Source organism: Aliidongia dinghuensis, from assembly GCF_014643535.1.
Classification (GTDB): Bacteria; Pseudomonadota; Alphaproteobacteria; order ATCC43930; family CGMCC-115725; genus Aliidongia; species Aliidongia dinghuensis.
Map to the genome: position 1 here is coordinate 303,669 of NZ_BMJQ01000007.1, position 23,248 is coordinate 326,916.

The window sequence follows — 23,248 nt, forward strand, 5'->3', positions numbered from 1 at the left end:
GCCATCATATTCAGTGCATATGTAACGCACATGATGGCAAACCCGACGTGGCCCAGCATTTCCTCCTCTCCAGCGCTGCAAGGACACTCTCGTTAGTGTCCGTTGCGCGCATGTCGGAGGAAGAGGCGCGGGCTACCTTCCAGGCGATCCGCTGGGCCGATAACAACGGCAAGCCCTACTGCCCGCGCTGCGGCTGCGCGGATGCCTATCACCTGGCCGCGCGCCAGGTCTGGAAGTGCAAGGGCTGCGCTCATCAGTACAGCGTGACGAGCGGATCGATCTTCTCAAGCCGCAAGCTGCCGGTGCGGGATATCCTGCTCGCCATCGCGATCTTCGTGAACGGCGCCAAGGGCCATAGCGCCCTCCAGCTCAGCCGCGACCTGGACGTCCAGTACAAGACGGCCTTCGTCCTGGCCCACAAAATCCGCCAGGCACTGGCCGACGAAGACCTGCGCGACATGGTTGGCGGCGAAGATGCCCATGTCGAAATCGATGGCGCCTTCTTCGGCGGCTACATCAAGCCCAGCAACTACAAGGAAAACCGCCGCGATCGTCGCTTGGCCCGGAACCAGAACGGCAAACGCCGCTGCGTCGTGATCATGCGCGAGCGCAAGGGCCGAACCCTGCCGTTCGTGTTCAAATCCGAGGATGCCGGCCTCGCCGCGATCCGCCAGCACGTCGCGCCCGGCTCGATCGTCCATGCCGACGAAGCCTCGCATTGGGATGTCCTGGAAGCCCGCTTCCTGACGAAGCGCATCAACCATTCCCAAGCCTACAGCGATGACGGCGCCTGCACGAACCAAGCGGAGTCGTTCTTCTCCCGTCTGCGCCGGGCCGAGATCGGCATCCATCACCATGTTGCCGGTCCCTACCTCGCGGCCTACGCCAACGAGATGGCTTGGCGGGAAGACAACCGCCGCCTCAGCAATGGCGAGCAATACCTGATCGCAACCAACGCTGCCCTCGTGCATCCCAAGAGCGCGATCTGGGCCGGCTACTGGCAGCGCCACAAGGAGGCTGCATGAAGCGGAGCACGTACCTGTTGACCGGCCTCATCCGCTTGCACGCCGAGCTGGGCCGTGAACTTGGCTACAAGGAGGAGGAAGCACAAAAGGTCCGCGAGAACATGCGGCTCGTGGAATCGGTCATCAAGCTGGTCGAGCCGGATTACGACACGCGGCAGATCGTCTATCTGCGGCGGCATCAATCGAACAAGGTCGTGCGGAAGCGGGCGCACCTGTCACGACATGCGTTGGCCGTCCTGCGGGAAGCAACGCGCCCGCTGATGGTCGCCGAGATTGCCGACGTGATGATTGCGGAGCGAGGCCTAACCGATATCAGCGTCGAGGATCGCGACCGCATCCGGAACTCGGTCTATTGCTGGCTACGAGATAACGATGGGAAGCTTGTCACCAAGCACGGCCGCTATCCGTCGCGATGGGAGTTGGCCACCCATTCCTAGACCGCACGCCATGGTTGAGGCATGCTTGCCGCGCCATGCGAATATTCCTAGCCATCTGCCTCTTGCACCTTCTTGCGACCCCTGCTCAGGCGCAAGCGGAGCCGTCATTGACCGACAAGCCAATAGATCGGTCCATCGAACAAGCCACAGAGGATTCCGCACCCAATAAGATACAGGCCGAGTCCGGCGCTGATAATGCCAATTCCTTTCAGGCGCCCACTCTCGTAAAAATTCTCCCACCCGAGAAGACAAAGGAAGAAAGAGACTGGGAGGCTAAAAAGGAGGAAGCCGACGCCAAATTCGAACGCTGGACCAAGAGAATCGCGATCGTAACTATCGCTATTGGTATCCTTCAGCTCATAGTCTACACCTATCAAGGTTATTGGCTGCGCAGAACCGTTAGAACGATGGACGACACTGCTACCCGGCAATTGAGGGCCTACGTCGACATCAATAGCGGACAAATACTGCATCCGCTCGACAATACTAAGAGACGGCTTGCTGTCGAAGTTAAGAATTTCGGCCAAACGCCCGCTTACCACTTCCAGGTAGAAATGTCGTGGGTGGTGAGGGAGTTCCCTCTTACATCCGACCTTGACAAAGCAATTTCTGCGGAGAACAGAAGCATAGAAACGCTTGGGCCGGGCAGGACATCGTTTATTTTCCTGCCTATAATCTATAATACGACCGTCGAAGGCGAAATTAATGCCAGAAGGTCTGCAATATATATTCGGGGTTTCATCACTTACAAAGACGCTTTCGGTAATGATCGTGAATCCAGTTTTAGATTTACGTGTAGTGGCGATGCCCTGGCCACCGGCACTCTCGGCGCCGATCAACAGGGAAACCATTCCACATAGCGCTGCTGCATGCGCGAATCTCATGCCTTAGGCTCTCCCGAACCCAGGCATCCAGCATGTCGAGCCGCGCCTCGGTGCGCCCGAACCACAGGCCGGCAACCAGGATCTGCAGGGACAGGCTGACGACGGCTGCGACGGGGATCCGCCTGTCGAGCAGCCAGCCGCGCACCGATGCGGCAGCGGCGCGCGGCTGGGCGTCAGCCTCAGGGATCGCAGGATCGTAGGGGGACATCGGCGATACTCCGGAAAAATAAAAAGGAGCACGCGGCCTTCGCGGGCCGGGCTCCTCGGGCGGTACTCGGGATTGGGGCTAACCGGCCGGGAAGGCCGGCGTTTCGCGGCGGTGGCGCTCAGCCGTTCTTGACGTTGACGAGCGGGCGTCCGTCGGCGCCCATCTTCTCGATCGTCCCGAAACTATCGATGTACTGGCCAAGCGTGAGGTCGGCCCTGGCGACGGCCGTCGCCGTGATCGTGCCGTCAGCCGCGGCGCTTGGTACGAGATACTTGCCGATGTCGGCTGCCGTGAGGCTGCCAACAGAGACAGGCACCAGACCGCAGAGCGCGATGCGGAACCACTTTCCTTCCTCGGTCGCGAGCGCGGATGCGAAGGCCGTATTATAGGCCGCAAGCGCCGCCTCATATGCCGCATAGGCTTCAGTCTCGGCCGCGGTCGCATCCGGGCCAGGCACCTCGACCACGGCCGGCGGCGTCAGGTTATAGGCGGCGTCGATCGCGTCTTTCGCGCCCCAGGCATCGCCGCCGACATAGCTCGGATTGGTCGAGCCCGGCAGCACGCGGCCGACGACGTTCGCGAACTCGTTGGTCAACAGGCCATTCGCGTCGTAGCCGACGAGCGCACCCGCGAGGTTGCGCGGCATGAGCGTGTCGAGCAGCACCGGCAGCGACTTGATCCGGACCTGGGCCTCGACGCGGCCAACCTGGTCGACGGTCGAGATCCGGCCGGCGAACAGCGGCACGACGCCGACCGGCGGCAGGTTCCACGCCGTGTAGAAGGCGCGGCTGCGGCGCAAGTAGCAGCCATCGAGCACGCCGGTCCTGAGCGCCTGGCCGAACGGCACGCCCGCGACCGTATCGTCCGGGCCATAGGCGATCGTGATCGTCTGCTCGTCGACGTCGAGCCCGACCGCGATCTTGTAGCGCATGCCATCGAACCGGACCCGGTCCGCCCGGTAGGCCGGCACGCGCGGGATCATGTTGCGCAAGGGCGTGATGACCGGCACCAGCGACTTCGCCGGCTTCTCGAGATCGTACCAGGTGATGCCCGAAACCGGGCTCGCGGACTGGGTGAAGCTCTTGGCGAGTGCCCCGAACGGCATCGGTGCCGCCAGTGCCTCGCGGGTCAGGCTCAAGGTATCGTCGGTCGTCGTCATGGGGGATCCTTCGGGCGAGTGGGCAATAAAAAAACCCGGCACGCGGGCCGGGTCGAACGAACGGGACTGAGGGGTTCGGATCAGAAGATGCGGGCGCTTAAAAGATGCGAGGGCGGGCGAGTGCGGCCTTGATGAGACCGTTCGTGTCGGCGGGCTCGTCCGCCGGATGGCGGCCCTGGTCCTCGTGCTTGGCGATGGCCCGCAAGGCCCCACGCGCCGGCAGCGGCTGGTCCTCGATCCGGCCGATGCGGGCGGCGAGCCGGGCATAGTCCTGGGTCAGCCGCCCGAGCGAGCGCGCCAGCTTGGCGACCGTGTCGCCACCGCCGCCCGAGCCCTCGTCGTCATCCTCGTCATCGCCACCCGCGCAGCCGGGGCAGCTGGCACCGAGCTCGGCCGCGTGATCGTGGATCGCCTGGATATGGGCGAGATCGGCCTTGGAATTGCGCCGACCAATCTTCTCGAGCCCGCCCGCCTTGAACATCTCGAACACGGCTTCCGGGTTGGCCGGCCGGTCGACCAGACTGATCTCGGACAGCTGGCAGCCGGTGATGACATGCTTTTGCATGGGATCGCGCGCCGTCACCTGGCCCGCGACCGAAAAGCCGGAATAGACGCCCTCCTTGACCTTGGCCCAGGCGTCGTCATCGACGATCTTGGCCGCGAGATAGAGGCCCTTGTCGTCGATCGTGGCCCCCTTGGCCTTGCCGACCGCCGAAGGCTGGTGCATCTCGCGGATATTGCCGAAGCGCATGAAGCCGGGCAGCGCCGCCTCGATCGCCTCGCGCTTGATGATCTCGCCCTGACTGTCGAGCGCCTCGGTCGAGGCGTAGCCGTAGACCATGCGCTGCTCCTCGTCGATCTTCTGCAGCGGCGCGTAGATCCTCATCGGTCTAACTCCTTGGGAATACGGGGAAACAAAAAACCCGCCGCGGCAACTGCCGGGCGGGCACAATTCGAACGATGGGAATTTTCTGGCAGATGTTTCGGAACGCGTCAAGCGAAAAGTTCTTGTTTTGTTCTAAAAGAATACCCCGCCCTGCCCTCGGGCGCCCCGTCGCTGTTTTCGTTGGAACGAGCGATGTTGGTGCGTCCGAGGATAGTTAAGTTTGGGCTTCCTGGATCACCGCATCGACAAACTCCTGCGGCGGCAAGTATCCATGTATGGTGACATAGTGGAATATAAGAACCGGAGCTACGTAGGTAATTCCGCTTTTGGCTTTGATCCGAATCTCGCCGTACCTCTTGTTCCAGGCAATGAAGCGAGCATCGGCATTCCGCCGGGAGACAATTTCGTTGGCGGAGGCGGACAGAATTCGCACCGATGCGAGCCTCGGTAGAGGTTCACCGGAGATGCGACCAAGCGCCGAAGCGCGTCGGTCAGCCGATCGGAGGGGGCGCCGCAAGGAAAAGAATGGGCTGAGGACAGCCAACCGACGTTGAGCACGTTCGGCTGCAGCTCCGCTCCGCCGTATTCGTAAGGTGTGAGGTCAGGGAAATACATCGGCGTATCAAAGAGACATCGGGGCTAGAACTCGACCCGCCTGCCGATCTGGCCAGCGTGGTGCCACGGTTCCTCGGGCGGCTTCGTCGGGTCGAAGCCGTCCGTCCAACCGGGCTTGTCCAGCTCACATTCATAGATCCGGAACCCGTCCGGATAATCGACGAACCCGACGAGATCCTTCAGTTGCTCAATCGTGGCCTTGGCCAGTTCGAGGTCGGAATAGGTGCCGATCGCTTTCTCATCGAAGTAATCGGTGTGCTCCATCCGATACACGTGCCATAAGCTGTAGACGACATTCATGGGATCGTGCCCCCTGGCACTGCAAAGATGACGGATGGGGCGCCGGTTCACTGAAGCAATACATGCAACCGCCGGCGCTCCGCTGCGTCAGAAGCCGTAGGCCCAGCCGGTTAAGTTCAATCTCGTGTCGTAGATCTCGAAATCATCCGGATAGTCGGCAAAGCCCGGCTTCGTCTTCAGCAGCTCGATTGCCGCCTTGGCACTCTCCTCACTCGAGAAAAAACCGATGTGCTTCCCGGTATCATTCTCGTCGTCGATGGGCCTGACGTGCCACACGTCATAAATTACCGTCATGGGCCTGCTCCTTCATATCTCATCGCGCTCGAGCAGCGACTTGGGGATCCGGAAATTCCTGTCGCCCCATTTCTGTATCCGATTGTATTCCGATGTCTGCCCCTTGCCCCAATTGCCCGGCCCGTATCGCTCGTCAAGCAACCGTTTGGCGAAGTCGCTCCCGTTCTCGCGGATCATGGGGCGAAATCCTTCCGCCCAACTCGGCGGCCCCTTCGCTCCCTCCTTGCCGCTCAAGCGCGGCACCGTCTCCTTGAACTGGTTCAGAACCTCGTCGGGCAGGCCGCGCAGAGAGAACGGCAGCCGGCCGAACGCGGTCAGCGCGTCGGGCAGCACCAACTCCTGCGCGAGCACCAAGTGCCCGCCAGCATGATTATCCGGACTTGCCACGGCCGGCAAGGAGTTTGTTCCCGTTTCGTTTCCATTGCCACTCCAACGCCCGCGGTCGTCGCGCGGCTGGTCCGGGTCGAACCCGGCCTTGGCGAGCGAGCCTGGCAGCGGGCTTGCCGGCGTCGCGGTGGTGAGCGTGTCGCCGCCGGCGATCGGTGCCAGGCCCAACTCGGCCCGCACCTCGTTCCGGGTCTTGATGCCGGCCGCGACATAGGCGGCCGCGATCGTCGCCTGCGCCTGTGGCTCGGTCGCCGTTTGGTCGGCCCAGGCGAACTCGAGGTCGGGCCAGCCCAGCACTTGCGCCAGGACGCGGTCGATCAGGCCCTTGACCCAGCCCATGAGGGGCTGCAGCCCCTCGGCCAAGGCCGAGCCCTGCGCCGTCTCCGCCGTCGCCCGGTTCGTCGTCCGGGCGAACGCGGTCGGCGGGATCGAGAACGCGAAGCACACGACGCGCGCCAGCCACTCGTCGAACTCGTCTTTGAGCGGCACGTCGCGCACCGGCTGGTACTTGAGGCCGCCCGGCACGAAGCGCGTGTGGCGCCGGGCGGCGAGGTTGCCTTCCAAGAGCGCGTCCCAGTACTCCTGGAACTGGCGGATCTGCGGCATTAGGCAGCAAACTCACCAAGGGAGTTTTGCTCCCCAGTGCTGCGCCTGATGCCTTAGGGGAACCGCGCCACAGACCGGCGTCTGGCGGTGATCGAAAGCCGGCTCGACGGCGTCCATGACTCGCTCGAGAAGATCGAGCGCCACCTGGCAGGGGCCGAGTAGCGCATGTCGATCGGAAGCGCCTTGCCGCGCGGCATTCGCCTTCATAATCCCGGGTGGCTCGAGCGGATCGGCATCGACTGGCGCGGCATGGCGCCGGACCAGTCCATCGATCCGCGCCTCGTGGTCTTCGCCGGGCCGGAATGGGGGATTCGCGCGCTCGCCCGGACGTTACTCGGCTACCAGCATCAGGAGGGACGTCACACGATTGCCGGCCTCGTGTCGCGCTTTCGTCCGCCGGAGCAATACGACGTGCCGGCCTATAACCGATGGATCGCGGCCTCGCTGGATAAGCGGCCCAGTGATCGCGTGTCTCTCGACGAGCCGCCCATCCTGATGGGGTTCGTCCAGGCGATCATCAACCGAGAGAACGGCCCGCTGCCGACCGACCGGGCGGTCTGGTACCCGCGCGAAACGATCGCCCGCGGCCTCAAGCTCGCGCACGGCCGCAGATATTAATCCCCCGATCAAGGAGAGCACGTGATGAACTTGTGGGACGATGCCAAGCAGGCCTTGGCCACAGTGGCGCCCATCCTCGGGACTGCCGTCGGCGGTCCGCTCGGCGGCACCGCTGCGCGCCTCGTGGCGTCCGCGCTCGGCCTCGACCCGGCGACGCCCGTGCCGCAGCTCGCGACCGCGGTGGCGACGGCCTCGCCCGACCAACTGCTCGCGCTCAAGAAGGCCGATGCGGACTTTCAGCTGGCGCTCCGGAACCTCGATCTCTCGGCGGACAAGCTCGCCGTCGATGACCGGGCGAGCGCGCGCAGCCGGGAGGCTGCAACCCACGACTGGGTTCCGGGCACGCTCATGATGCTGCTGACAGCCGGCTTCTTCGGTCTGATTGCGTTCCTCGCGCGCCATGATGTCCCGGGCGGCAACCGCGACCTGCTCAACATCCTGCTCGGAACCCTGGGCAGCGCCTGGACCGGCGGCGTCACCTACTATTTCGGCTCGTCGGTCGGGTCCGCCGCCAAGGATCGGGCGATCGGCGCCCTCATGCGGCGATAGTTTTGGTGACGAAACGGATCGCAAATTGCGAGGCATTTCGCAATGGCTTCGCAATCTGGTTTGGCAGTCCGCGAAATTTGCCGAACGCGCCACCCTAGCGGGCGGAAGAGGCCAGGGAGGCGGATGGGCTGCTGCGGGGCAGGATGGGAATGCCGGCGGTTTCCGTGACGGCGATCAGGATCCAGACGAAGATGAGGCCGATCACGACCCGGACGAATCCGACCATGCGCCGTTCCTCCCGCCTGACGGCCGGTCGGAGAGGGAAGCGGCCGTCTTGGTATGGAGGTTCTACGCCGAATGCCGGGCGACTATCCCCGGCGCGCGCGTGATGTGGAGAAGGAAGAGGAGGGGGCGGGGCCGAGCGGCCCCGCCACCATCAGTGAGCGGTCGCGAGCTTGGGCTTCGGGCCTGGCTTGCGACGCGTGGGCGCGATCGAATGGTCCTTGTCGCTCGCATCCGCCATGGCGCGCACGAGATCCAGCACGCAGCGCTGCTGCTGGGGAGAGCTGATCCGATAGAAATCCCGGATCAGATCGAGCGTCATGCGATTGTTCATCACGGATTTGGTCGAGCTTTCGACCGCGCCGCTGGCCTCGGACGGCAACGTCAACTCCGCCGGCATCTCGTCGAAGAAGTACGAGATCGGCGTCAGGAGGATGTGCGCCATGTCGTAGAGCCGACTGGCGCTGACGCGGTTGGCGCCGCTCTCGTATTTCTGCAGTTGCTGGAAACTGACGCCCAGCAGGGTTGCGACAGCCTCCTGGCTCTTGCCGAGCAGGATGCGGCGCATGCGGATGCGGCTGCCGACATGGACGTCGACCGGGTCGGGTTCGCCCCTGAGCCGCCATTCGTAGGAATTTTCTTGGGTCATGGTCGCTAACGTGCCTTTCCGAGAGGGGGCCATGGCTGACCTCGCAGAGAGGGGCGGCGGAGCGAGTCCGCGTTCCCGATTTGCCAACCGTGAGTTTTGCCCCGCAAGTTCCGTGCCGGTTGCGTTGGGAAGGCGGCCTGCGCCTCTCTGGCGCAGGTCGATGCTCCACCCTGGCGGTTGGCAGCGATTGTGATAGAGGGTAGGAAACAAGCGCTGCGCACGTCGCGCGGCGGACGAACAAAGAACCGGATCGGCAGCCGCTGCTTTGGGTCGCAGGGCCGTAACACACTTCGGCGTTGGCAATCCACGCGGCCCGCAGCACGATACGCGGCGGAAGAAGATCCCCGGGGGAGGGATGGCTCCGACCGGTAGAACAGAGGGGCTGAAAGCGGTGGAGACTTGGCGTTGGAAATTTTCTCTCGGTGCCGCAGCGGCGCTGGCAGCGGGCATCGCGCTGGTGGCAGTCGTCAGGGCCGACGATCTCAGCTCCGTCGTTGCGGCGCGCCAGGCGGCCATGAAGGAAATGGGCGGCAAGCTGAAGCTGATCAAGGCCTTCACCGCGAGTGGTGACGATCAAGCGGATGCGGCGGCGGCCTCGGCTGTGCTCGTCAACACGTCCAAGTCGATTCCCAACTGGTTTCCGGCCGGATCCGGCCTCGACAGTTTCTCCGGCAAGACGGCGGCGAAGCCGGACATCTGGGCCGATCCGGCCAAGTTCAAGGCGATCGTCGCGGCATTCCAGGCTGACGCCGCCGCTCTGCAGGCGGCGGTTGCCGCCGGCGACAGGGGTGCGGCCGCGGCCGCGTTCGAGACCATGGGCCGCGAGGGATGCGGTGCCTGCCACGGCGCGTTCCGCGCGAAGATCTGACCTGATCGTGCGGCATCTGGTGTGGGCGCTGCCGCTCGTCATGGCGGCTGCGACAGGCGGGCGCGCCACAGCGGAAGAGGTGACCGCCGAGTCGGTCGCCCGCGGCGCCTATCTGTTCGTGGCCGCGGATTGCGGCAGCTGCCATACCGACAGCAAGAACGGCGGGGCGCCGCTCGGCGGCGGCCGGGCGATCAAGACGGCGTTCGGCACGTTCTATACGCCTAACATCTCCCCCGACCGCGACCACGGCATCGGCACCTGGACTGACAGCCAGTTCATCCGGGCGTTCCGCAAGGGCGTGTCGCCGGACGGGCGCGACTATTACCCGGCCTTTCCCTACACCTCCTTCACGGGGATGACCGACCGGGACCTGCTCGACCTCAAGGCCTATCTGTTCAGCCAGCCGCCGGTGCCGACCGCCGATCGGCCGCACGACCTGCGGTTCCCGTACAGCGTGCGCTGGGCGTTGATGCCGTGGAAGATCCTGTATTTCCGGGAAGGCCCGTTCCTGGGCGATGCCAGCCGGTCGATGGAATGGAACCGCGGCGCCTATCTCGTGAAAGCCGTCACCCATTGCGGCGAATGCCACAGCCCGCGCAACGCGTTGGGCGCCATCGACAAGGCGCGGCGGTTTGCCGGCGTCTGGAACGGGCCGGACGGGCTGAACGCACCGAATATCACACCGCACCCGGATGGGCTCGGCAAATGGAGCACGAGCGACATCGAGGCGCTGCTGAAAGACGGCATCACCCCAAACGGTGATTTTGTCGGCTCCGGGATGCGCGAGGTCGTCAGCAATACCGCGAAGCTGAGTGACGCCGACCGCCATGCGATTGCCGTCTTTCTGCGGGCGCTGCCGCCCAAGGAACCCACCCCGAAACCGGCGGCGACGGCGTCGCGCTGACCTCTCGCCTGCGTTGCCATGGCGCGTGATGCATGGCGCTTGCTAGATTGCCGACCTCGAGGCGGAACGGGGCGGGCGGGGCATGGCGGATCGCGAGAGTCTGCTCGAGACGGCGATCGTCCGGCATGGGGCCGGGCGCCTCGACGAGGCGGAGGCGATCTATCGCCAATTGCTGGCGGCGCGGCCGAACGACGCCGACGCGCTGCATCTCATGGGCGTCCTGCTGCATCAGCGCGGCCGGTCCGACGAAGGGCGGGGCCTGATTGAAGCGGCCATCGGGCGCGACACGGCAAACCCGGTCTATCACAACAATCTGGCCTCCGTGCTCCTGAGCCTGGGCGCTCTTGCCGAGGCGGAAGCAAGCGCTCGGCGAGCGCTCGCGCTGCTCGCGGACTATCCGGACGCGCTCGTCAATCTCGGTACGGCGCTCGTCCGTCTGGGGCGGCTCGACGAGGCCGGCGATCACTATCGTGCGGCCCTCCGGCTGCGCCCCGACGATGCCGAGGGCTGGCTGCTGTTCGGCAATCTGCTGGCTCGCCAGGGGCGGACAGGGCAGGCGGTCGAGGTCTATCGCCAGGCCTTGTCGCTGAGGCCCCGCCATGGCGGTACGCTGATCCAGCTTGCCACGGCCCTGAAGGCTGAGGGCGATGGCGCGGGGGCGATCGCGTGCTATCGCGCAGCGCTGGAGCTCGATCCTGCAAGCGCGCCAGCGCTCAACAATCTCGGCAACCTGCTGCAGGCGACGGGTGCGCTGGACGAGGCGGAGGCGCTCTATCGCCGCCTGCTGGCGCTCGACCCCGGTCATCCGGGGGCGCTCGGCAATCTCGGCGGCGTGTTGCAGGCGCGGGCGCGGTTCGACGAGGCGATCGCCTGCTATCGTCTGGCACTCCAAGTGACGCCCGACGATGCGGCTGCGCACCACAATCTCGCGACTGCACTCAAGCGGATCCATCGACTGGGCGATGCGGTCGAGGAATATCGTCGGGCGCTTGCCCTGGCACCCGACTATGCCGAGGCCTCAAGCGGCCTCGGCGCCGCTTTGCAGGCACAGGGCCATGTCGCGGAAGCCGTGCCGCATTATGAGCGCGCGCTCGCATTGCAACCGACTTTCCACGAGCCGCTCAATCACCTGATGTTCGCGCTCAATGCGCTGCCGAACATCACGAGTGCGGACCTGCTCGCGGCGGCGCGGCGCTGGGCCGCCGCGTGGCCGACGCCGGCCGTCGAAGGACGGCACGCCAATCCGCCCGACCCGGACCGGCCGCTTCGCGTTGGCTATGTTTCGCCTGATCTGCGGCATCATCCGGTCGGCTATTTCCTGACGGCGGTCCTCGGCCACCATGATCCCGCCGCGGTCGAGGTCCATTGCTACAGCAATTCCCGGATCGACGACGATATCACCCAGCGCATCCGGGCGGCCGCCAAAGGCTGGCGCGACATTGCCGGGCTCGACGACGCGGCGGCGGCGGCGCTCGTGCGCGCGGACGGCATCGACATCCTCGTCGATCTGTCGGGCCATATGGCGGACCACCGGCTGCCGTTGTTCCAACGCCGCCCGGCGCCGGTGCAGGCGACCTGGCTCGGCTTCTTCTGCTCGACCGGGCTCGATGCGATCGACCATATCATCGGCGATCCGACCATCATCCCGGTCGAGGACGAGCCCTGTTACAGCGAGCGCGTCTGGCGCTTGCCCGGCTGCTATCTCTGTTTCGACGGCAGCACGATCGATCTGCCCGTCGCCCCGCTGCCGGCCGGCGAGACCGGCCCTATCACGTTCGGCTGCCTCAACCGCCGCGACAAGATGAGCGCGCCGGCGATCGAGGCCTGGGCGGAGATCTTGAGGCGCGTGCCGCAGTCGCGCCTGCTGCTCAAGACCGCGAGCTTCAGCGACGCGGCGACGCGCGCCGACATCATCGCGGCCTTCGCACGGCGGGACATCACCGGCGACCGGCTGGTCATCGAGGGCGCCACGTCGCGGCAGCGGCATCTCGAGGCCTATCAGCAGGTCGACCTGGCGCTCGATCCATTTCCCTATACGGGTGCCACGACCACGGCCGAGACGCTGTGGATGGGCGTGCCGCTCGTCACCCTGCGCGGGCGGACCTTCGTCGGGCGCGTCAGCGCCAGCATGCTCCAGGCAATCGGTCGGCCCGAGCTGATCGCGGATACGGTCGAGGATTATGTGGAGCGCGCGGTGGCGCTTGCGGAGGATCGGCCGCGGCTAGCGGCGCTCCGGCGCGAACTCAGGGCCGCGACGGCGGCAGGGCTCGGCGACGGCTTGGGCTTCGCCCGGGCGCTCGAGGCGCTGTATCGGGCGCAATGGCGGACGTGGTGTGCAGTATCGGCATAAAAGTGCGGGACGAACCCTTGGGGCGCGTCCCGCGCCACCCAGACGGTAAAGGGTATCGCAAAACCGCTCCTGTTTTTACTTGGAGCGCCTTATTCCGCGGCGATCGGCTCGGGCGCCGGCTCAGTTCGGACAATCCTGTCCTCCCGGCCGCTGCCGGTCGGAACCACCGGCAGGGCGCCCAGCCCCAGGAGCCGCTCACGGATCTCATGTTGGTCGAGGCTCAGTAGCGCGTAGCGCGGCAGGCCCTTCCAACGGGGATCGGTGAAGCGCACCAGGCCGTTGACCCGGCGGAAGCCGTAGATCCGCATCGACATGTTGATGTCGCGTTCGGCGACCAGCGAGACGAGCGCCGTCGGCTTCCAGCGGGCGAACGCCATGCGGACGATCGCCTGGAACAGGAGCTTCGAGAGGAAGGCCCCTTGCCGCTCCGGCCGGACCCAGAGCGCGCCGGCGAACACCAGCGGCCCCCGCAGTTGGCCGAGATCGACGGCATCGACGCTGCAGCGTGCGCCGGCCGGCGGCATCGGCCCCATGAGGAAGCTGCAATCCGCGAAGGCCCGTGCCAGGTCGGTCGTAACCTCGCGCAGCCGGCAGGCCATGGCACCCACCGGTTCGCCGGCCCGGTCCCTGAGTGCGAGCCAGAGGCCGTTCGTCTGGTCGATATGCTCGACCATCGGGTCATAGATCGGCACCAACTCGCCATAGCCCATGTCGCGGGCCGAGGCGTTGAACAGCTTCAAGGCGTAGAAATCCGCCGAGAAGGTGGCCCAGAGGTCGCGCGCCGCAAGCTCCTGGTACATCTGACCGTCCAGCCGGTCGATGGCGGAGAACTCCGACAGCGTGAGACCGCAGTTGGCGACGAGGAATTCGGTATGCATGGTGGACTCCTTGCCCAGGTTGAGTACGGACAAAGAATGCACGCAACTAGTGCTCGCAGAAATACTCGACTAGGGGTGGCGCAGATATTTTGTTATGTATTACTTGAGGGGCTGAAGTGCCGGCGAGCCGACTACAAGTCTAGATCGTGGGAACCAGAATGCCGCTCGCTTATAGGTTACGCAGTGGATGCCCGAGTTGAAGGTAACAAGCCGCAGCGTCACTTGTCCAGTGCGGGTTGCGTCAACTAATGCATCATGCGTTAAACGTGTATATTCGGGTGGGGCGGCGAGTTCAAAGAGCTCCCGGCCGATCACTGCGCGGCGCTGCGCTTCTGTCCAAAAGACGGTGCCGTCGCCGATGTGGCGCACTTTGATGCCATCGTCATAGATGCTCGTGAGCTCGGACAGGCCGAGGGCGGCCAGATGGTCGAGGAACCCGGTGGTGAGTTCGCCATCGCATTGACGCCAGGTCTCGATCAACTGGGCGTGCCGAGGGTCTGCTGCGTCGTCGCCCAATTCCTCGTGCTGTTCGAGCCGGCCGCTGAACACCTTGAGGTCGTCGATGCTGCGCGGCGGCATTGAGCGGGCGCGCGCAAAGTCCGGGATCTGGCTTGCCCCTGCCGGGTCTGCTTCGATGTCACGGAGGAAGCGGGGGCGCGGCTCGATGCCCGCTCCGACACCTCCTGCGATCGTCCGCAGGCGAGCGGCCAGATGCTCCGCCGTGTCGGCCGCGATGTCATGGGCGCCAGCCTCGATCAGCTTCGAGAGTGCCGCCAGCAGATCGGTAAACGCGTCGCTTGCCCGCGCCTCGATCTCGAACAGATCGCGCTCGTGACAGCCGAGTGCCACGGCAATGCGACGCCGGGAGCGGGCGCCGATGCCGCGGTCGCCGCGTTCAATCCGGGAAATCGTCGAGGAGGCGACGTCCGCCAGGGTCGCAAGCTCACGGACGCTGAGGCCGCTCCGCAACCGCAAGGCCCGCAACGGGCTCTCCGCGGACCTGTTCTCGTCGTCGGCGTTGGTGGGCAGAAGGTTCAGCGGCCGGGTCTTCATCTCTCAGGCGCTCTTGGTCCCATGTGTTCGGGCCGGGTGCTCAGGCACATGGGACGCGTTGCCGATATTGAACCACCTAGGCAGCATTCAGGCAACATTTACCACCACCTCTGGCTTTGCTACACGGGAAGGTGATGCCGCCTTGGCAGCAAATGTTGCCATATTGGATTAAAATGGGTGGCATTGCGTGAGCGGTCTCGATATGCTCACGTTTTACGAGAGGGCGGCAAATCATTGCTGCCTCTCGTTCCCTCCGAGCGGTGTGCTCGTGGCGTCCGCGCCCGTCACGCTTGCGCCGGACGGTGCGCCCCGATTCGAGCGCGAGAACGGAAGCATGGTCGACAGCGCCCCCTATGGAACGCCGCCCGCGGCGGACCAATCAGGCTCCGGAAAGGAGCAGGACGGCCGGTTCGGAGGAACTGAGACCGGCGGGATCGCGCGCCTTCTGGCCGCGCCCGATACGTCGGACTATGTGCGGACCTGGCTCGGCGCAGCGCTCGGGCGTGACATGGTGCTGGCCTACCAGGAAGCGGCGACGCTCGCCGGTATCCTCGAGCTTCTGGCCTGCGATGAGGCGAAGGCGTGGCTGCTGCCGGCCTTGACGGCTGCCCTGGCCGGAGATCCCGCGACCGCGTTCGACGAGACGATCGAGATCGCCCGGGCGCTCCGGCCGGCGGCGCTGGTGATGCAGGACCTGGAGCAATGCCTGCCGGAGCCGGCCAATTCCCATGGCGCGCCGACCGGCATCGCGCGCGGGCGCGAGGAATAAACGGCGAGGGCGCGGCCCGCGACTGGGCTGGGATCGACAGAGACGTAGCGGTCAGGAATGGGGCGGTCAGGAATGGGGCGGTCGGGAACGGGCGCGCTCAGGCCGCGTCGACCGCCGCGGTGAAGATATAGCCGGAACCGCGCACCGTCTTGATCAGACTCGGGTTCTGCGGATCGTCCTCGAGCTTCTTGCGCAGGCGTCCGACCTGGACGTCGATCGTGCGGTCGAACGGTCCCGAGGCCCGGTTGCGGGCGAGATCCAGAAGCCGGTCGCGCGACAGCACCTGGTTGGCATTGCCCACGAAGGCGGCCAGCAGGTCGAATTCCCCCGTCGTGAGGCGCACTTCCTCGCCCGACGGCGCGATGAGCTCGCGTGAGGTGAGGTCGAGCTTCCAGCCATTGAAGGTGGCGGCCTGGGGCTGGACCTTGGTCGACTCGTGCCGGGCCGACGCGCGGCGCAGCACGCTTTTGACGCGCGCCAGCAGCTCGCGCAGGTGGAACGGCTTCGGCAGGTAGTCGTCGGCGCCCATCTCGAGCCCGATGATCCGGTCAACCGTCTCGCCCCGGCCGGTCAGGATGATGATGCCGATATCCGATTCGGCGCGGAGCTGGCGCGCGAGCGACAGGCCGTCGTCGCCCGGCAGCATGATGTCGAGCAGAACGAGGTCGACCTCGTATTGCTGCATGACGCGCCGCATCGACTGGCCGTCGCTGGCCGTCGAGACGCGATAGCCCTCGCCCGTCAGATAGTCGTAAACCAGCTCGCAGATCTCCGGCTGATCGTCGACGATGATGATATGGTCCGCCGTTTTCCCCACCTCAATCGGCTCCCAGTCGATCTCTGCCCTGCCTGCCAGCCACCCTTAAGCCTCTGGGATCGAAAGCTTCCGCCCCGAGTGTAAACCGACCTTACCCGTTGTTACAATTCCTTACCGGATCAGCCTTCGGATGACATTAAGCGATTACATGCTGTCCCTAGATTTCTGATGCGCACTGTTGGCAGCGCTCGTTGCTGCGGTGCAAAGGAAGAAGTGAGGAGATTGAGCATGTCCGACATTTTCAATCGGATCGAGCAGGAAATCCCGCGGCTCCGCCGATATGCCCGCGCTCTCACTCGTGATCCATCGGCGGCCGACGACCTCGTCCAGGATTGCCTTGCCCGCGCGCTCGCCAAATCTCACCTGTGGCAGGAAGGGACCGATCTCCGGGCCTGGCTGTTCACCATTCTCCACAATCAGTATGTCAATACTGTGCGCCGGTCGGTCCGCGAGGGCACGGTCGTCGAAGTGAGCGATACCGAGCCGACGCTGGTGGCGCCGGCGGTGCAGACCAAGCGCCTCGAGCTCCGCGATCTGGAGCGGGCGCTCGCCCGGCTGCCGAGCGAGCAGCGCCAGGTGCTGCTGCTGGTCGGCATGGAAGGCCTGCGCTACGAGGAAGTGGCCGAGATCCTGAACGTGCCGGTTGGCACCGTCCGCTCCCGCCTGTCGCGCGGTCGCGATGCGCTGCGTGCGCTGATGGGCGAAACGGACGAAGAGCGGCCGGAGCGTAAACCGGAACCGACACCGCGCCGGGTGCGCCGTTCGGAAGACGATCTCGCGTTCAGCGCTGCTTGATCGAATGGCCCCGCACCAGGCGGGGCCTCACTTTTGACGGTCTAGCGGCCGTCCGTCCCCAAGCGATCGTCAACGGCCGCGTGTCTCCTCCCGGCGCGCGGCCGCGACCATCTCGGCCATGGCGGCCGGCACCGGCTCGTCCAGCACTTCGGCATTGAGCCGCCGCAATTCGGCATTCTGCTTCTGATAGGCTGCGACACGGGCGCGGGCTTCGGCATCCTGTTCGAGCGCGGCCGCGACCCGGCTTGCGGCGCGCGGCGGCAACATCTCGTCGACATACGCGTGCAAGTCGTCGCTGCTGACGAACAGGCGAGAAATGGTCGCCATATTTCTCAACTCCGAATACGCTTGTCGGTCTGGCGTCGGTTAGTCCGCGTCGATCGATTGGATTTGATACATATGGTTTGTCAACGGAGCAATCCCCGCCGAGTTCCGGACGGCCTCCTGTGCCGGGCGCAAGACAGCGCTGCAGCCGCCGGTTATGCTCCCCATCGCGTGAGTTCGAGGACCTGAGGGAACGGCTAATGCGGGGAATGCTGGTGGCGGCGGCGATCGCCGGTGCAATGTCGATGGGGGCGCTCTCGGTGTCGGTGGGGACCGCACGCGCCGATGAGGTCGGCGGCTTCAAGAACGACTGGACCGGCAATCGGATCGTCGTCGAGGCGATCGCCGATCCCAAGGTGCAGGGCATCACTTGCCATCTCACCCACTTCGACCGCAGCGTCATCGACCGGCTGCGCAAGGGCAATTGGTTCGAGGATCCGTCCAATTCCTCGATCGCCTGTCGCCAGACGGGCGCCATCGTGATCGGCGACATCAAGGCCGATGAGGCCGGCGAGGAAGTGTTCTCCGAACGGGCGAGCCTGGTGTTCAAGTCGATCGCGGTGCGCCGGATCTACGACAAGAAGAACGATACGCTGATATATGTCGCCTATTCCCGCCAGGTGCAGGACGCCAGCGCCAAGATGAGCGTCACGACCGTGCCGCTCTACGGCACCAACGCCACCTGGACCGGCCGCCACCCATGAGCGAGGGGGCCATGACCGAACGCGTCGATGCCGTCGTCGCCGGTGCCGGCGTGGTCGGTCTCGCGGTCGCCCGGGCGCTGGCGCTTGCCGGCCGCGAGGTCCTGGTGCTCGAGGCGGCCGATGCCATCGGCACGGAGACCTCGTCGCGCAACAGCGAGGTCGTGCATGCCGGCATCTATTACCCGAAGGACAGTCTCAAGGCGCGGCTCTGCGTCGAGGGGCGGCGCCGGCTCTACGACTATTGCGCCTCCCACGGCGTGCCGGCGAGCCGACTCGGCAAGCTGATCGTCGCGACCAGCGAGAGCGAGGCCCGGGCGCTCGACGGCATCGCGGCCAAGGCCTGGGCGAACGGCGTCGAGGATCTGCGGCCGATCTCGGCCAAGGAGGCCCAGGCGCTCGAGCCGGCGCTCGCCTGCACCGGCGCGCTGCTGTCGCCCTCGACCGGCATCGTCGACAGTCATCGGCTGATGCTCGCCTATCAGGGCGATGCCGAGGCCGCGGGCGCCGTCGTCGCCTTTCATGCGCCGATCGTCGGTGGCCGACCGACGGGCGACGGCTGGTCGCTCGATGTCGGCGGGGCGGAGCCGATGCGGCTCGAGTGCGGCCTGCTGGTCAATGCCGCGGGTCTCGGCGCGGTGGCGCTTGCCCGGCGGCTCGAAGGCCTGCCCGAGGCTGCGATCCCGACCGCCTATCTGTGCAAGGGCTCCTACTACAGCCTCGCCGGCCGCTCGCCGTTCCGGCATCTGATCTATCCGGTGCCGGAGCATGCCGGCCTCGGCGTCCACCTGACGCTCGACCTCGCCGGCCAGGCTCGGTTCGGCCCCGACACGGAATGGGTCGACCAGATCGACTATACGGTCCACATCGCGCGCGCAGAGGGCTTCTATGCCGCGATCCGCCGTTACTGGCCGGACCTGCCCGACGGCGCGCTCCAGCCGGGCTATGCCGGCATGCGGCCCAAGATCAGCGGCCCGCACGAGCCGGCGGCCGATTTCCGCATCGATGGGCCGGCGACCCACGGGCTGCCGGGCCTCGTCAATCTGTTTGGCATCGAGTCGCCCGGCCTGACCGCGTCGCTCGCGATCGCCGACCATGTCGTGGCAGTGGCGGAGGGAAGCGTCCGAACCTAGGCGCTCCCCTTAAGTCCGCAATTCCGCAGATTTCTTTCCGCACCTCTCTTCCAGACCGTCCGCTTGCGCCGCGCGAAACCCGCTTTATCTGCACGAAGCGCGGAGCCGGTCTCGATTGTGCGGTAGTTGATAGATTTCTTCGATCGACCTGAGTGGATCAATCGATTTCATCTCGCGCCGCGCCAACGATAACGTCCGGTTCCAGAGCCCGTGCGGCATCTCCTGCGCGAGGCCGAACCATCCCCGTGAGCTTCGAGGAAACACCCATGACCCAGCACGACAGCGGACGGAAGTTGACCCATGCGACGGGAGCACCCGTCGTCGACAATCTCAACATCCAGACGGCGGGGCCGCACGGCCCGGCGCTGCTGCAGGATATCTGGCTGATCGAGAAGCTGGCCCACTTCGACCGCGAGGTGATCCCGGAGCGGCGCATGCATGCCAAGGGCTCGGGCGCCTACGGCACCTTCACCGTCACCCACGACATCACGAAATACACCAAGGCCAAGATCTTCTCGGAGATCGGCAAAGCGACGCCGACGTTCCTGCGCTTCTCGACCGTGGCCGGCGAGCGCGGTGCCGCCGATGCCGAGCGCGACATCCGTGGCTTCGCGGTCAAGTTCTATACCGAGGAAGGCAACTGGGACGTCGTCGGCAACAACACGCCGGTCTTCTTCTTCCGCGACCCGCTGCGCTTCCCCGACCTGAACCATGCGGTGAAGCGCGATCCGCGCACCGGCATGCGCAGCGCCAACAACAACTGGGACTTCTGGACACTCCTGCCCGAGGCGCTGCACCAGGTGACCTATGTCATGGGTGAGCGGGGCATCCCGAAGAGCTACCGCCACATGAACGGCTACGGCAGCCATACCTACTCGTTCATCAACGCGGCCAATGAGCGGGTCTGGGTCAAGTTCCACTTCCGCACCCAGCAGGGCGTCGTCGGCCTGACCGATGCCGAGGCCGAGGCGATCGTCGGCAAGGATCGCGAGAGCCACCAGCGCGACCTGTTCTACAGCATCGAGAACGGCGATTTCCCGCGCTGGAAGCTGTTCATCCAGGTCATGACGGAAGCTGAGGCGGCGAGCCATCCCCATAACCCGTTCGACCTCACCAAGACCTGGCCCCGGGCCGAGTTCCCGCTGATCGAGGTCGGCGTGCTCGAGCTCAACCGCAATCCGGAGAATGTCTTCGCCGAGGTGGAGCAGGCGGCGTTCTCGCCGGCGAACGTGGTGCCGGGCATCGGCTTCTCGCCGGACAAGATGCTGCAGGCGCGGCTCTTCTCCTATGGCGATGCGCAGCGCTACCGGCTCGGCGTCAACTTCAACCACATTCCGGTCAACGCGCCGAAGTGCCCGTTCCACAGCTATCACCGCGACGGGGCGATGCGGACCGACGGCAATGCCGGCGGCACGCTGCACTACTACCCGAACAGCTACGGCGAATGGACCGACCGGCCGGAAATGGCGGAGCCGCCGCTGCCGATCGATGGGCCGGCCAAGGCCTGGGACCATCGGGTCGACGACGATCATTACGAGCAGCCGGGCAAGCTGTTCCGCCTGCTGACGCCGGCGCAGCAGCAGGTGCTGTTCGAGAACACGGCCCGCGGCATGGGCGATGCGGCGGAGCACATCAAGCTCCGGCACATCGCGAACTGCGCCAAGGCCGACCCGGCCTACGGCGCCGGCGTCGCCAAGGCTCTCGGGCTCACGGTTCCGAACGAGCGCTGATCGGCCTTGGCCGAGGCCCGCGCCGCTTTCCCCTCAAGGGGGCGGCGCGGGCCGACGCCTCAGGAGCGCCCAAGAGGCAAAACTTAACGATTCCGTGGGAATCCGGTCGCATATTCCGGCTTGGATGACCTCTGCTCGCTGCCGTATGTTCCCGAGCGGGGGCGGGTTTCACGGTACCGGTGGGGGATGGACCTTTCGCGACAGCAATTTCTGACGGGCGCGCTCGCCAGCGTCGGGAGCTTGCTGCTGCCGCGGATCGGCCGGTCCGCGACGCTCAGCCCGATGCGAGCGCTCTTCGTCAATCCCGGCCGCTCCAACGAGGATTTCTGGGTCAGCGTCAGCGCGGTCATGCGCGCGGCCGCGGCCGATCTCGACATCCATCTCGACGTCGTCTACGGCGAGCGCTCGGTGCTCTATACCGAGCAGGTCGCCTTCGAACGCATCGCCGCCGCCGAACCCGGTGACTATCTGCTGGTCGGCAACGAGCAGCACAGCGCCGGCCCGATCCTCGAGGCCGGCCTCGCGCGCGGCCTCAAATGCCTGATCGTGTTCAACGGCTTCGTCGGCGAGGAGGCCGAGCGCTACGGCCGTCCGCGCGAGAAGACGCCGAATTTCCTCGGCGAGCTGCTGGCCGACAATGTCGCGGCGGGTGCGGCGATCGCGCAGGGCCTCGTGGCGGCGGCGCGCCGTGCCGGGGCGCCGCTCAGGCTCGTCGGCATCAATGGCAACACCGAGACGCCGGCCGCTGCGGATCGGGAGGTTGGCCTGCGCCGGACCGTCGCCGGCACCGAGGGCCTGCACTGCGCACAGGTGCTGACCTCGGACTGGACGCGCGAAGAGGGGCGGCAGCGGGCGCTGGGCCTGCTCGACCGCTATCCCGACACGACCATCATGTGGTGCGCCAACGACCCGATTGCGCTCGGCGCGATCGACGCGGCCGTCCAGCGGGGGCGCCAGCCGGGCAAGGACATCTTCATCGGTGGGCTCAACTGGTCGACCGAGGCGATCTCGGCCATCCGCAACGGACTCCTGGAGCTCACGGTCGGGGGCCATTTCCTGCTGGGCGGCTGGGCGCTCGTGCTGCTGCGCGACTACCACGAGGGCGTCGATTTCGCACCGCTGACGCAATCAACCCCGTTCGGCACGCTCGATCGCGCCAACCTCGACAATTGGCTCCGGCGCTTCAAGGGCGCGGACTGGTCGGCGATCCGGTTCCGGCGGTTTTCCCACTATCTGACCGGGGCGCGCGGCCCCTATGACTTCTCTCTGCCGACCGTGCTCGGCTAACGACGATCGAGGCCGGGAATGGGGCGGACTGAGACAATTGAAAGATGGGAAGGGCTTCGACTGCCGTGCGCGATGGTTGTAGAGTGATGAGGTCCCGTCGCGATGGATGATGGCTGGATGAACAAGGATTTTGGCCCGGTTTTCCTCGGCTTGCTGATCCTGGCGCTCATGCTGGCCGCATCGCCGGCATCGGCGGCGCGGGTGCTGGCACGCATTGCCGACGACCATGGCAAGCCGGTCGCCGACGCGGTCGTGAGCCTCGTGCCGAAGGACGGGGCGGCACTCCCCGAGACGCCGGCGCCTCCGGCGCTCGTGTCGACGATCATCGACCAGCGCGACGAGACCTTCGTGCCCTATGTCGTGGCCGTCGAGAAGGGCGGCACCGTCGTCTTCCGCAACAGCGACAAGACCCAGCACCACGTCTATTCCTTCTCCCCGGTCAAGCAGTTCGAATTCATGCTGAGCCCGGGCGAGAGCTCGGCGCCCGTCGTCTTCGATACGGTGGGCATCGCCGCGATCGGCTGCAACATCCACGATTTCATGACCGCCTTCGTCTATGTCGCCGATACGCCGTTCGTGGCGCAGAGCGACCACGACGGCCGGGCCGAGATCGCCGACCTGCCGCCCGGCACCTATAGCGTACGGATCTGGCATCCGCTGGTGCGGCCGTCGGCCAAGCCGCCGGTTCAGACGCTCACCGTCGCCGCGGCAGGCGCGGAACTGTCGGCGACGCTGGCGCTGGTGGCACCGCCGCGCCGCGACCTCGAACACGGGCTTTACTGAGCCATGGCCAGGATTGG

Annotated in this window: 28 protein-coding genes; 15 read left to right on the forward strand and 13 right to left on the reverse strand. The window is 65.7% G+C overall.

Going from position 1 to position 23,248, the window contains the following annotated elements; all coding sequences use genetic code 11:
• Positions 1-47: 47 nt before the first annotated feature.
• From IEY58_RS15470 to IEY58_RS15480, 3 genes are all read left to right on the forward strand, one after another.
• Positions 48-1,025: an IS1595 family transposase gene (locus IEY58_RS15470; RefSeq protein WP_189047297.1), complete on the forward strand. Its 978-nt coding sequence runs from the start codon at positions 48-50 to the stop codon at positions 1,023-1,025.
• Positions 1,022-1,462 carry a hypothetical protein gene (locus tag IEY58_RS15475; RefSeq protein WP_189047299.1) on the forward strand — a complete coding sequence of 147 codons (441 nt, stop codon included), beginning with the start codon at positions 1,022-1,024 and terminating at the stop codon, positions 1,460-1,462. The genes IEY58_RS15470 and IEY58_RS15475 overlap by 4 nt, the downstream gene beginning before the upstream one ends.
• Positions 1,463-1,569: 107 nt before the next feature.
• Entirely contained in the window at positions 1,570-2,322 is a 753-nt protein-coding gene (locus tag IEY58_RS15480) for a hypothetical protein (RefSeq protein ID WP_189047301.1), read from the forward strand.
• 350 nt (positions 2,323-2,672) lie between these two features.
• On the opposite strand, the gene IEY58_RS15485 is transcribed toward IEY58_RS15480, so the two are convergent.
• The 7 genes from IEY58_RS15485 to IEY58_RS15505 form a co-directional block, all read right to left on the reverse strand.
• Entirely contained in the window at positions 2,673-3,713 is a 1,041-nt protein-coding gene (locus IEY58_RS15485; RefSeq protein WP_189047303.1) for a baseplate hub domain-containing protein, read from the reverse strand.
• 97 nt (positions 3,714-3,810) lie between these two features.
• Positions 3,811-4,599 (reverse strand): XkdF-like putative serine protease domain-containing protein, encoded by a 789-nt coding sequence (locus IEY58_RS15490; protein ID WP_189047305.1) that lies wholly within the window; start codon positions 4,597-4,599, stop codon positions 3,811-3,813.
• A 214-nt stretch (positions 4,600-4,813) separates the two neighbouring features.
• Entirely contained in the window at positions 4,814-4,969 is a 156-nt protein-coding gene (locus IEY58_RS34885; protein WP_456057523.1) for a DUF7919 family protein, read from the reverse strand.
• On the reverse strand, positions 4,906-5,214 hold the full coding sequence (locus IEY58_RS34890) for a DUF7919 family protein (RefSeq protein WP_456057522.1): 309 nt from the start codon (positions 5,212-5,214) through the stop codon (positions 4,906-4,908). Before IEY58_RS34890 ends, IEY58_RS34885 begins: the two co-directional genes overlap by 64 nt.
• Positions 5,215-5,238: 24 nt before the next feature.
• Entirely contained in the window at positions 5,239-5,514 is a 276-nt protein-coding gene (locus IEY58_RS15495; protein ID WP_189047308.1) for a DUF7336 domain-containing protein, read from the reverse strand.
• 87 nt (positions 5,515-5,601) lie between these two features.
• Positions 5,602-5,808 (reverse strand): RNA-binding protein, encoded by a 207-nt coding sequence (locus tag IEY58_RS15500; RefSeq protein ID WP_189047310.1) that lies wholly within the window; start codon positions 5,806-5,808, stop codon positions 5,602-5,604.
• A 12-nt stretch (positions 5,809-5,820) separates the two neighbouring features.
• Positions 5,821-6,801: a phage portal protein gene (locus IEY58_RS15505; protein ID WP_189047312.1), complete on the reverse strand. Its 981-nt coding sequence runs from the start codon at positions 6,799-6,801 to the stop codon at positions 5,821-5,823.
• Between the two features lie 165 nt (positions 6,802-6,966).
• On the opposite strand from IEY58_RS15505, the gene IEY58_RS15510 reads away from it, so the two are divergent.
• Complete coding sequence (locus IEY58_RS15510; RefSeq protein WP_189047314.1) at positions 6,967-7,419, forward strand: structural protein P5; 453 nt, start codon at positions 6,967-6,969, stop codon at positions 7,417-7,419.
• Between the two features lie 24 nt (positions 7,420-7,443).
• Positions 7,444-7,968 carry a hypothetical protein gene (locus tag IEY58_RS15515; protein WP_189047315.1) on the forward strand — a complete coding sequence of 175 codons (525 nt, stop codon included), beginning with the start codon at positions 7,444-7,446 and terminating at the stop codon, positions 7,966-7,968.
• 94 nt (positions 7,969-8,062) lie between these two features.
• Here the strand turns inward: IEY58_RS15515 and IEY58_RS34645 are convergent, their stop codons facing one another.
• Together IEY58_RS34645 and IEY58_RS15520 are read right to left on the reverse strand one after the other, a co-directional pair.
• Positions 8,063-8,194, reverse strand: a complete 132-nt coding sequence (locus IEY58_RS34645) for a hypothetical protein (RefSeq protein WP_268237576.1) — start codon at positions 8,192-8,194, stop codon at positions 8,063-8,065.
• Positions 8,195-8,344: 150 nt separating this feature from the next.
• A complete protein-coding gene (locus tag IEY58_RS15520; protein WP_189047317.1) occupies positions 8,345-8,839 on the reverse strand; it encodes a helix-turn-helix domain-containing protein in 495 nt (164 codons plus the stop codon).
• Positions 8,840-9,230: 391 nt separating this feature from the next.
• On the opposite strand from IEY58_RS15520, the gene IEY58_RS15525 reads away from it, so the two are divergent.
• The 3 genes from IEY58_RS15525 (at position 9,231) to IEY58_RS15535 (ending at position 12,961) form a co-directional block, all read left to right on the forward strand.
• The gene (locus tag IEY58_RS15525; RefSeq protein WP_189047319.1) at positions 9,231-9,707 is read left to right on the forward strand and encodes a cytochrome c; all 477 of its coding nucleotides are present in this window, start codon (positions 9,231-9,233) and stop codon (positions 9,705-9,707) included.
• Positions 9,673-10,611 carry a cytochrome c gene (locus IEY58_RS15530; RefSeq protein WP_189047321.1) on the forward strand — a complete coding sequence of 313 codons (939 nt, stop codon included), beginning with the start codon at positions 9,673-9,675 and terminating at the stop codon, positions 10,609-10,611. The genes IEY58_RS15525 and IEY58_RS15530 overlap by 35 nt, the downstream gene beginning before the upstream one ends.
• An 82-nt stretch (positions 10,612-10,693) precedes the next feature.
• Positions 10,694-12,961: a tetratricopeptide repeat protein gene (locus IEY58_RS15535; RefSeq protein WP_189047323.1), complete on the forward strand. Its 2,268-nt coding sequence runs from the start codon at positions 10,694-10,696 to the stop codon at positions 12,959-12,961.
• A gap of 89 nt (positions 12,962-13,050) precedes the next feature.
• Here the strand turns inward: IEY58_RS15535 and IEY58_RS15540 are convergent, their stop codons facing one another.
• A complete protein-coding gene (locus IEY58_RS15540; protein WP_189047325.1) occupies positions 13,051-13,839 on the reverse strand; it encodes a hypothetical protein in 789 nt (262 codons plus the stop codon).
• 99 nt (positions 13,840-13,938) lie between these two features.
• Positions 13,939-14,892 (reverse strand): helix-turn-helix domain-containing protein, encoded by a 954-nt coding sequence (locus IEY58_RS15545; protein ID WP_189047327.1) that lies wholly within the window; start codon positions 14,890-14,892, stop codon positions 13,939-13,941.
• A gap of 334 nt (positions 14,893-15,226) precedes the next feature.
• On the opposite strand from IEY58_RS15545, the gene IEY58_RS15550 reads away from it, so the two are divergent.
• Complete coding sequence (locus IEY58_RS15550; RefSeq protein ID WP_189047329.1) at positions 15,227-15,661, forward strand: hypothetical protein; 435 nt, start codon at positions 15,227-15,229, stop codon at positions 15,659-15,661.
• A 97-nt stretch (positions 15,662-15,758) separates the two neighbouring features.
• On the opposite strand, the gene IEY58_RS15555 is transcribed toward IEY58_RS15550, so the two are convergent.
• Positions 15,759-16,478, reverse strand: coding sequence for a response regulator (locus IEY58_RS15555; RefSeq protein WP_189047331.1), 720 nt, complete (start codon positions 16,476-16,478; stop codon positions 15,759-15,761).
• 228 nt (positions 16,479-16,706) lie between these two features.
• Here IEY58_RS15555 and IEY58_RS15560 point away from each other — a divergent pair, with 228 nt between their 5' ends.
• Entirely contained in the window at positions 16,707-17,273 is a 567-nt protein-coding gene (locus tag IEY58_RS15560) for a sigma-70 family RNA polymerase sigma factor (protein ID WP_189047333.1), read from the forward strand.
• Between the two features lie 69 nt (positions 17,274-17,342).
• Here IEY58_RS15560 and IEY58_RS15565 read toward each other — a convergent pair whose 3' ends face one another.
• Positions 17,343-17,600, reverse strand: coding sequence for an anti-sigma factor family protein (locus tag IEY58_RS15565; protein WP_189047335.1), 258 nt, complete (start codon positions 17,598-17,600; stop codon positions 17,343-17,345).
• Positions 17,601-17,797: 197 nt separating this feature from the next.
• Between IEY58_RS15565 and IEY58_RS15570 the strand changes: the two genes are divergently transcribed.
• The 5 genes from IEY58_RS15570 to IEY58_RS15590 all read left to right on the forward strand — a co-directional run bounded on the left by IEY58_RS15570 (position 17,798) and on the right by IEY58_RS15590 (position 23,231).
• Positions 17,798-18,301, forward strand: a complete 504-nt coding sequence (locus tag IEY58_RS15570) for a CreA family protein (RefSeq protein ID WP_189047337.1) — start codon at positions 17,798-17,800, stop codon at positions 18,299-18,301.
• Positions 18,302-18,312: 11 nt separating this feature from the next.
• Positions 18,313-19,431: an NAD(P)/FAD-dependent oxidoreductase gene (locus IEY58_RS15575; RefSeq protein WP_189047339.1), complete on the forward strand. Its 1,119-nt coding sequence runs from the start codon at positions 18,313-18,315 to the stop codon at positions 19,429-19,431.
• 266 nt (positions 19,432-19,697) lie between these two features.
• Positions 19,698-21,161 carry a catalase gene (locus tag IEY58_RS15580; protein WP_189047341.1) on the forward strand — a complete coding sequence of 488 codons (1,464 nt, stop codon included), beginning with the start codon at positions 19,698-19,700 and terminating at the stop codon, positions 21,159-21,161.
• Positions 21,162-21,347: 186 nt separating this feature from the next.
• A complete protein-coding gene (locus tag IEY58_RS15585; protein ID WP_189047343.1) occupies positions 21,348-22,448 on the forward strand; it encodes an ABC transporter substrate-binding protein in 1,101 nt (366 codons plus the stop codon).
• Between the two features lie 117 nt (positions 22,449-22,565).
• A complete protein-coding gene (locus tag IEY58_RS15590) occupies positions 22,566-23,231 on the forward strand; it encodes a carboxypeptidase regulatory-like domain-containing protein (RefSeq protein ID WP_189047345.1) in 666 nt (221 codons plus the stop codon).
• Positions 23,232-23,248: the final 17 nt, after the last annotated feature.

Coding starts and splice junctions, on each gene's coding strand:
- IEY58_RS15475 (WP_189047299.1), top strand. CDS start 1,022: ATGAAGCGGAGCACGTACCTGTTGACCGGCCTCATCCGCTTGCACGCC.
- IEY58_RS15485 (WP_189047303.1), bottom strand. CDS start 3,713: ATGACGACGACCGACGATACCTTGAGCCTGACCCGCGAGGCACTGGCG.
- IEY58_RS15490 (WP_189047305.1), bottom strand. CDS start 4,599: ATGAGGATCTACGCGCCGCTGCAGAAGATCGACGAGGAGCAGCGCATG.
- IEY58_RS34890 (WP_456057522.1), bottom strand. CDS start 5,214: ATGTATTTCCCTGACCTCACACCTTACGAATACGGCGGAGCGGAGCTG.
- IEY58_RS15495 (WP_189047308.1), bottom strand. CDS start 5,514: ATGAATGTCGTCTACAGCTTATGGCACGTGTATCGGATGGAGCACACC.
- IEY58_RS15500 (WP_189047310.1), bottom strand. CDS start 5,808: ATGACGGTAATTTATGACGTGTGGCACGTCAGGCCCATCGACGACGAG.
- IEY58_RS15505 (WP_189047312.1), bottom strand. CDS start 6,801: ATGCCGCAGATCCGCCAGTTCCAGGAGTACTGGGACGCGCTCTTGGAA.
- IEY58_RS15510 (WP_189047314.1), top strand. CDS start 6,967: ATGTCGATCGGAAGCGCCTTGCCGCGCGGCATTCGCCTTCATAATCCC.
- IEY58_RS15515 (WP_189047315.1), top strand. CDS start 7,444: ATGAACTTGTGGGACGATGCCAAGCAGGCCTTGGCCACAGTGGCGCCC.
- IEY58_RS34645 (WP_268237576.1), bottom strand. CDS start 8,194: ATGGTCGGATTCGTCCGGGTCGTGATCGGCCTCATCTTCGTCTGGATC.
- IEY58_RS15520 (WP_189047317.1), bottom strand. CDS start 8,839: ATGACCCAAGAAAATTCCTACGAATGGCGGCTCAGGGGCGAACCCGAC.
- IEY58_RS15535 (WP_189047323.1), top strand. CDS start 10,694: ATGGCGGATCGCGAGAGTCTGCTCGAGACGGCGATCGTCCGGCATGGG.
- IEY58_RS15540 (WP_189047325.1), bottom strand. CDS start 13,839: ATGCATACCGAATTCCTCGTCGCCAACTGCGGTCTCACGCTGTCGGAG.
- IEY58_RS15545 (WP_189047327.1), bottom strand. CDS start 14,892: ATGAAGACCCGGCCGCTGAACCTTCTGCCCACCAACGCCGACGACGAG.
- IEY58_RS15550 (WP_189047329.1), top strand. CDS start 15,227: ATGGTCGACAGCGCCCCCTATGGAACGCCGCCCGCGGCGGACCAATCA.
- IEY58_RS15560 (WP_189047333.1), top strand. CDS start 16,707: ATGTCCGACATTTTCAATCGGATCGAGCAGGAAATCCCGCGGCTCCGC.
- IEY58_RS15565 (WP_189047335.1), bottom strand. CDS start 17,600: ATGGCGACCATTTCTCGCCTGTTCGTCAGCAGCGACGACTTGCACGCG.
- IEY58_RS15570 (WP_189047337.1), top strand. CDS start 17,798: ATGCGGGGAATGCTGGTGGCGGCGGCGATCGCCGGTGCAATGTCGATG.
- IEY58_RS15575 (WP_189047339.1), top strand. CDS start 18,313: ATGACCGAACGCGTCGATGCCGTCGTCGCCGGTGCCGGCGTGGTCGGT.
- IEY58_RS15580 (WP_189047341.1), top strand. CDS start 19,698: ATGACCCAGCACGACAGCGGACGGAAGTTGACCCATGCGACGGGAGCA.
- IEY58_RS15585 (WP_189047343.1), top strand. CDS start 21,348: ATGGACCTTTCGCGACAGCAATTTCTGACGGGCGCGCTCGCCAGCGTC.
- IEY58_RS15590 (WP_189047345.1), top strand. CDS start 22,566: ATGAACAAGGATTTTGGCCCGGTTTTCCTCGGCTTGCTGATCCTGGCG.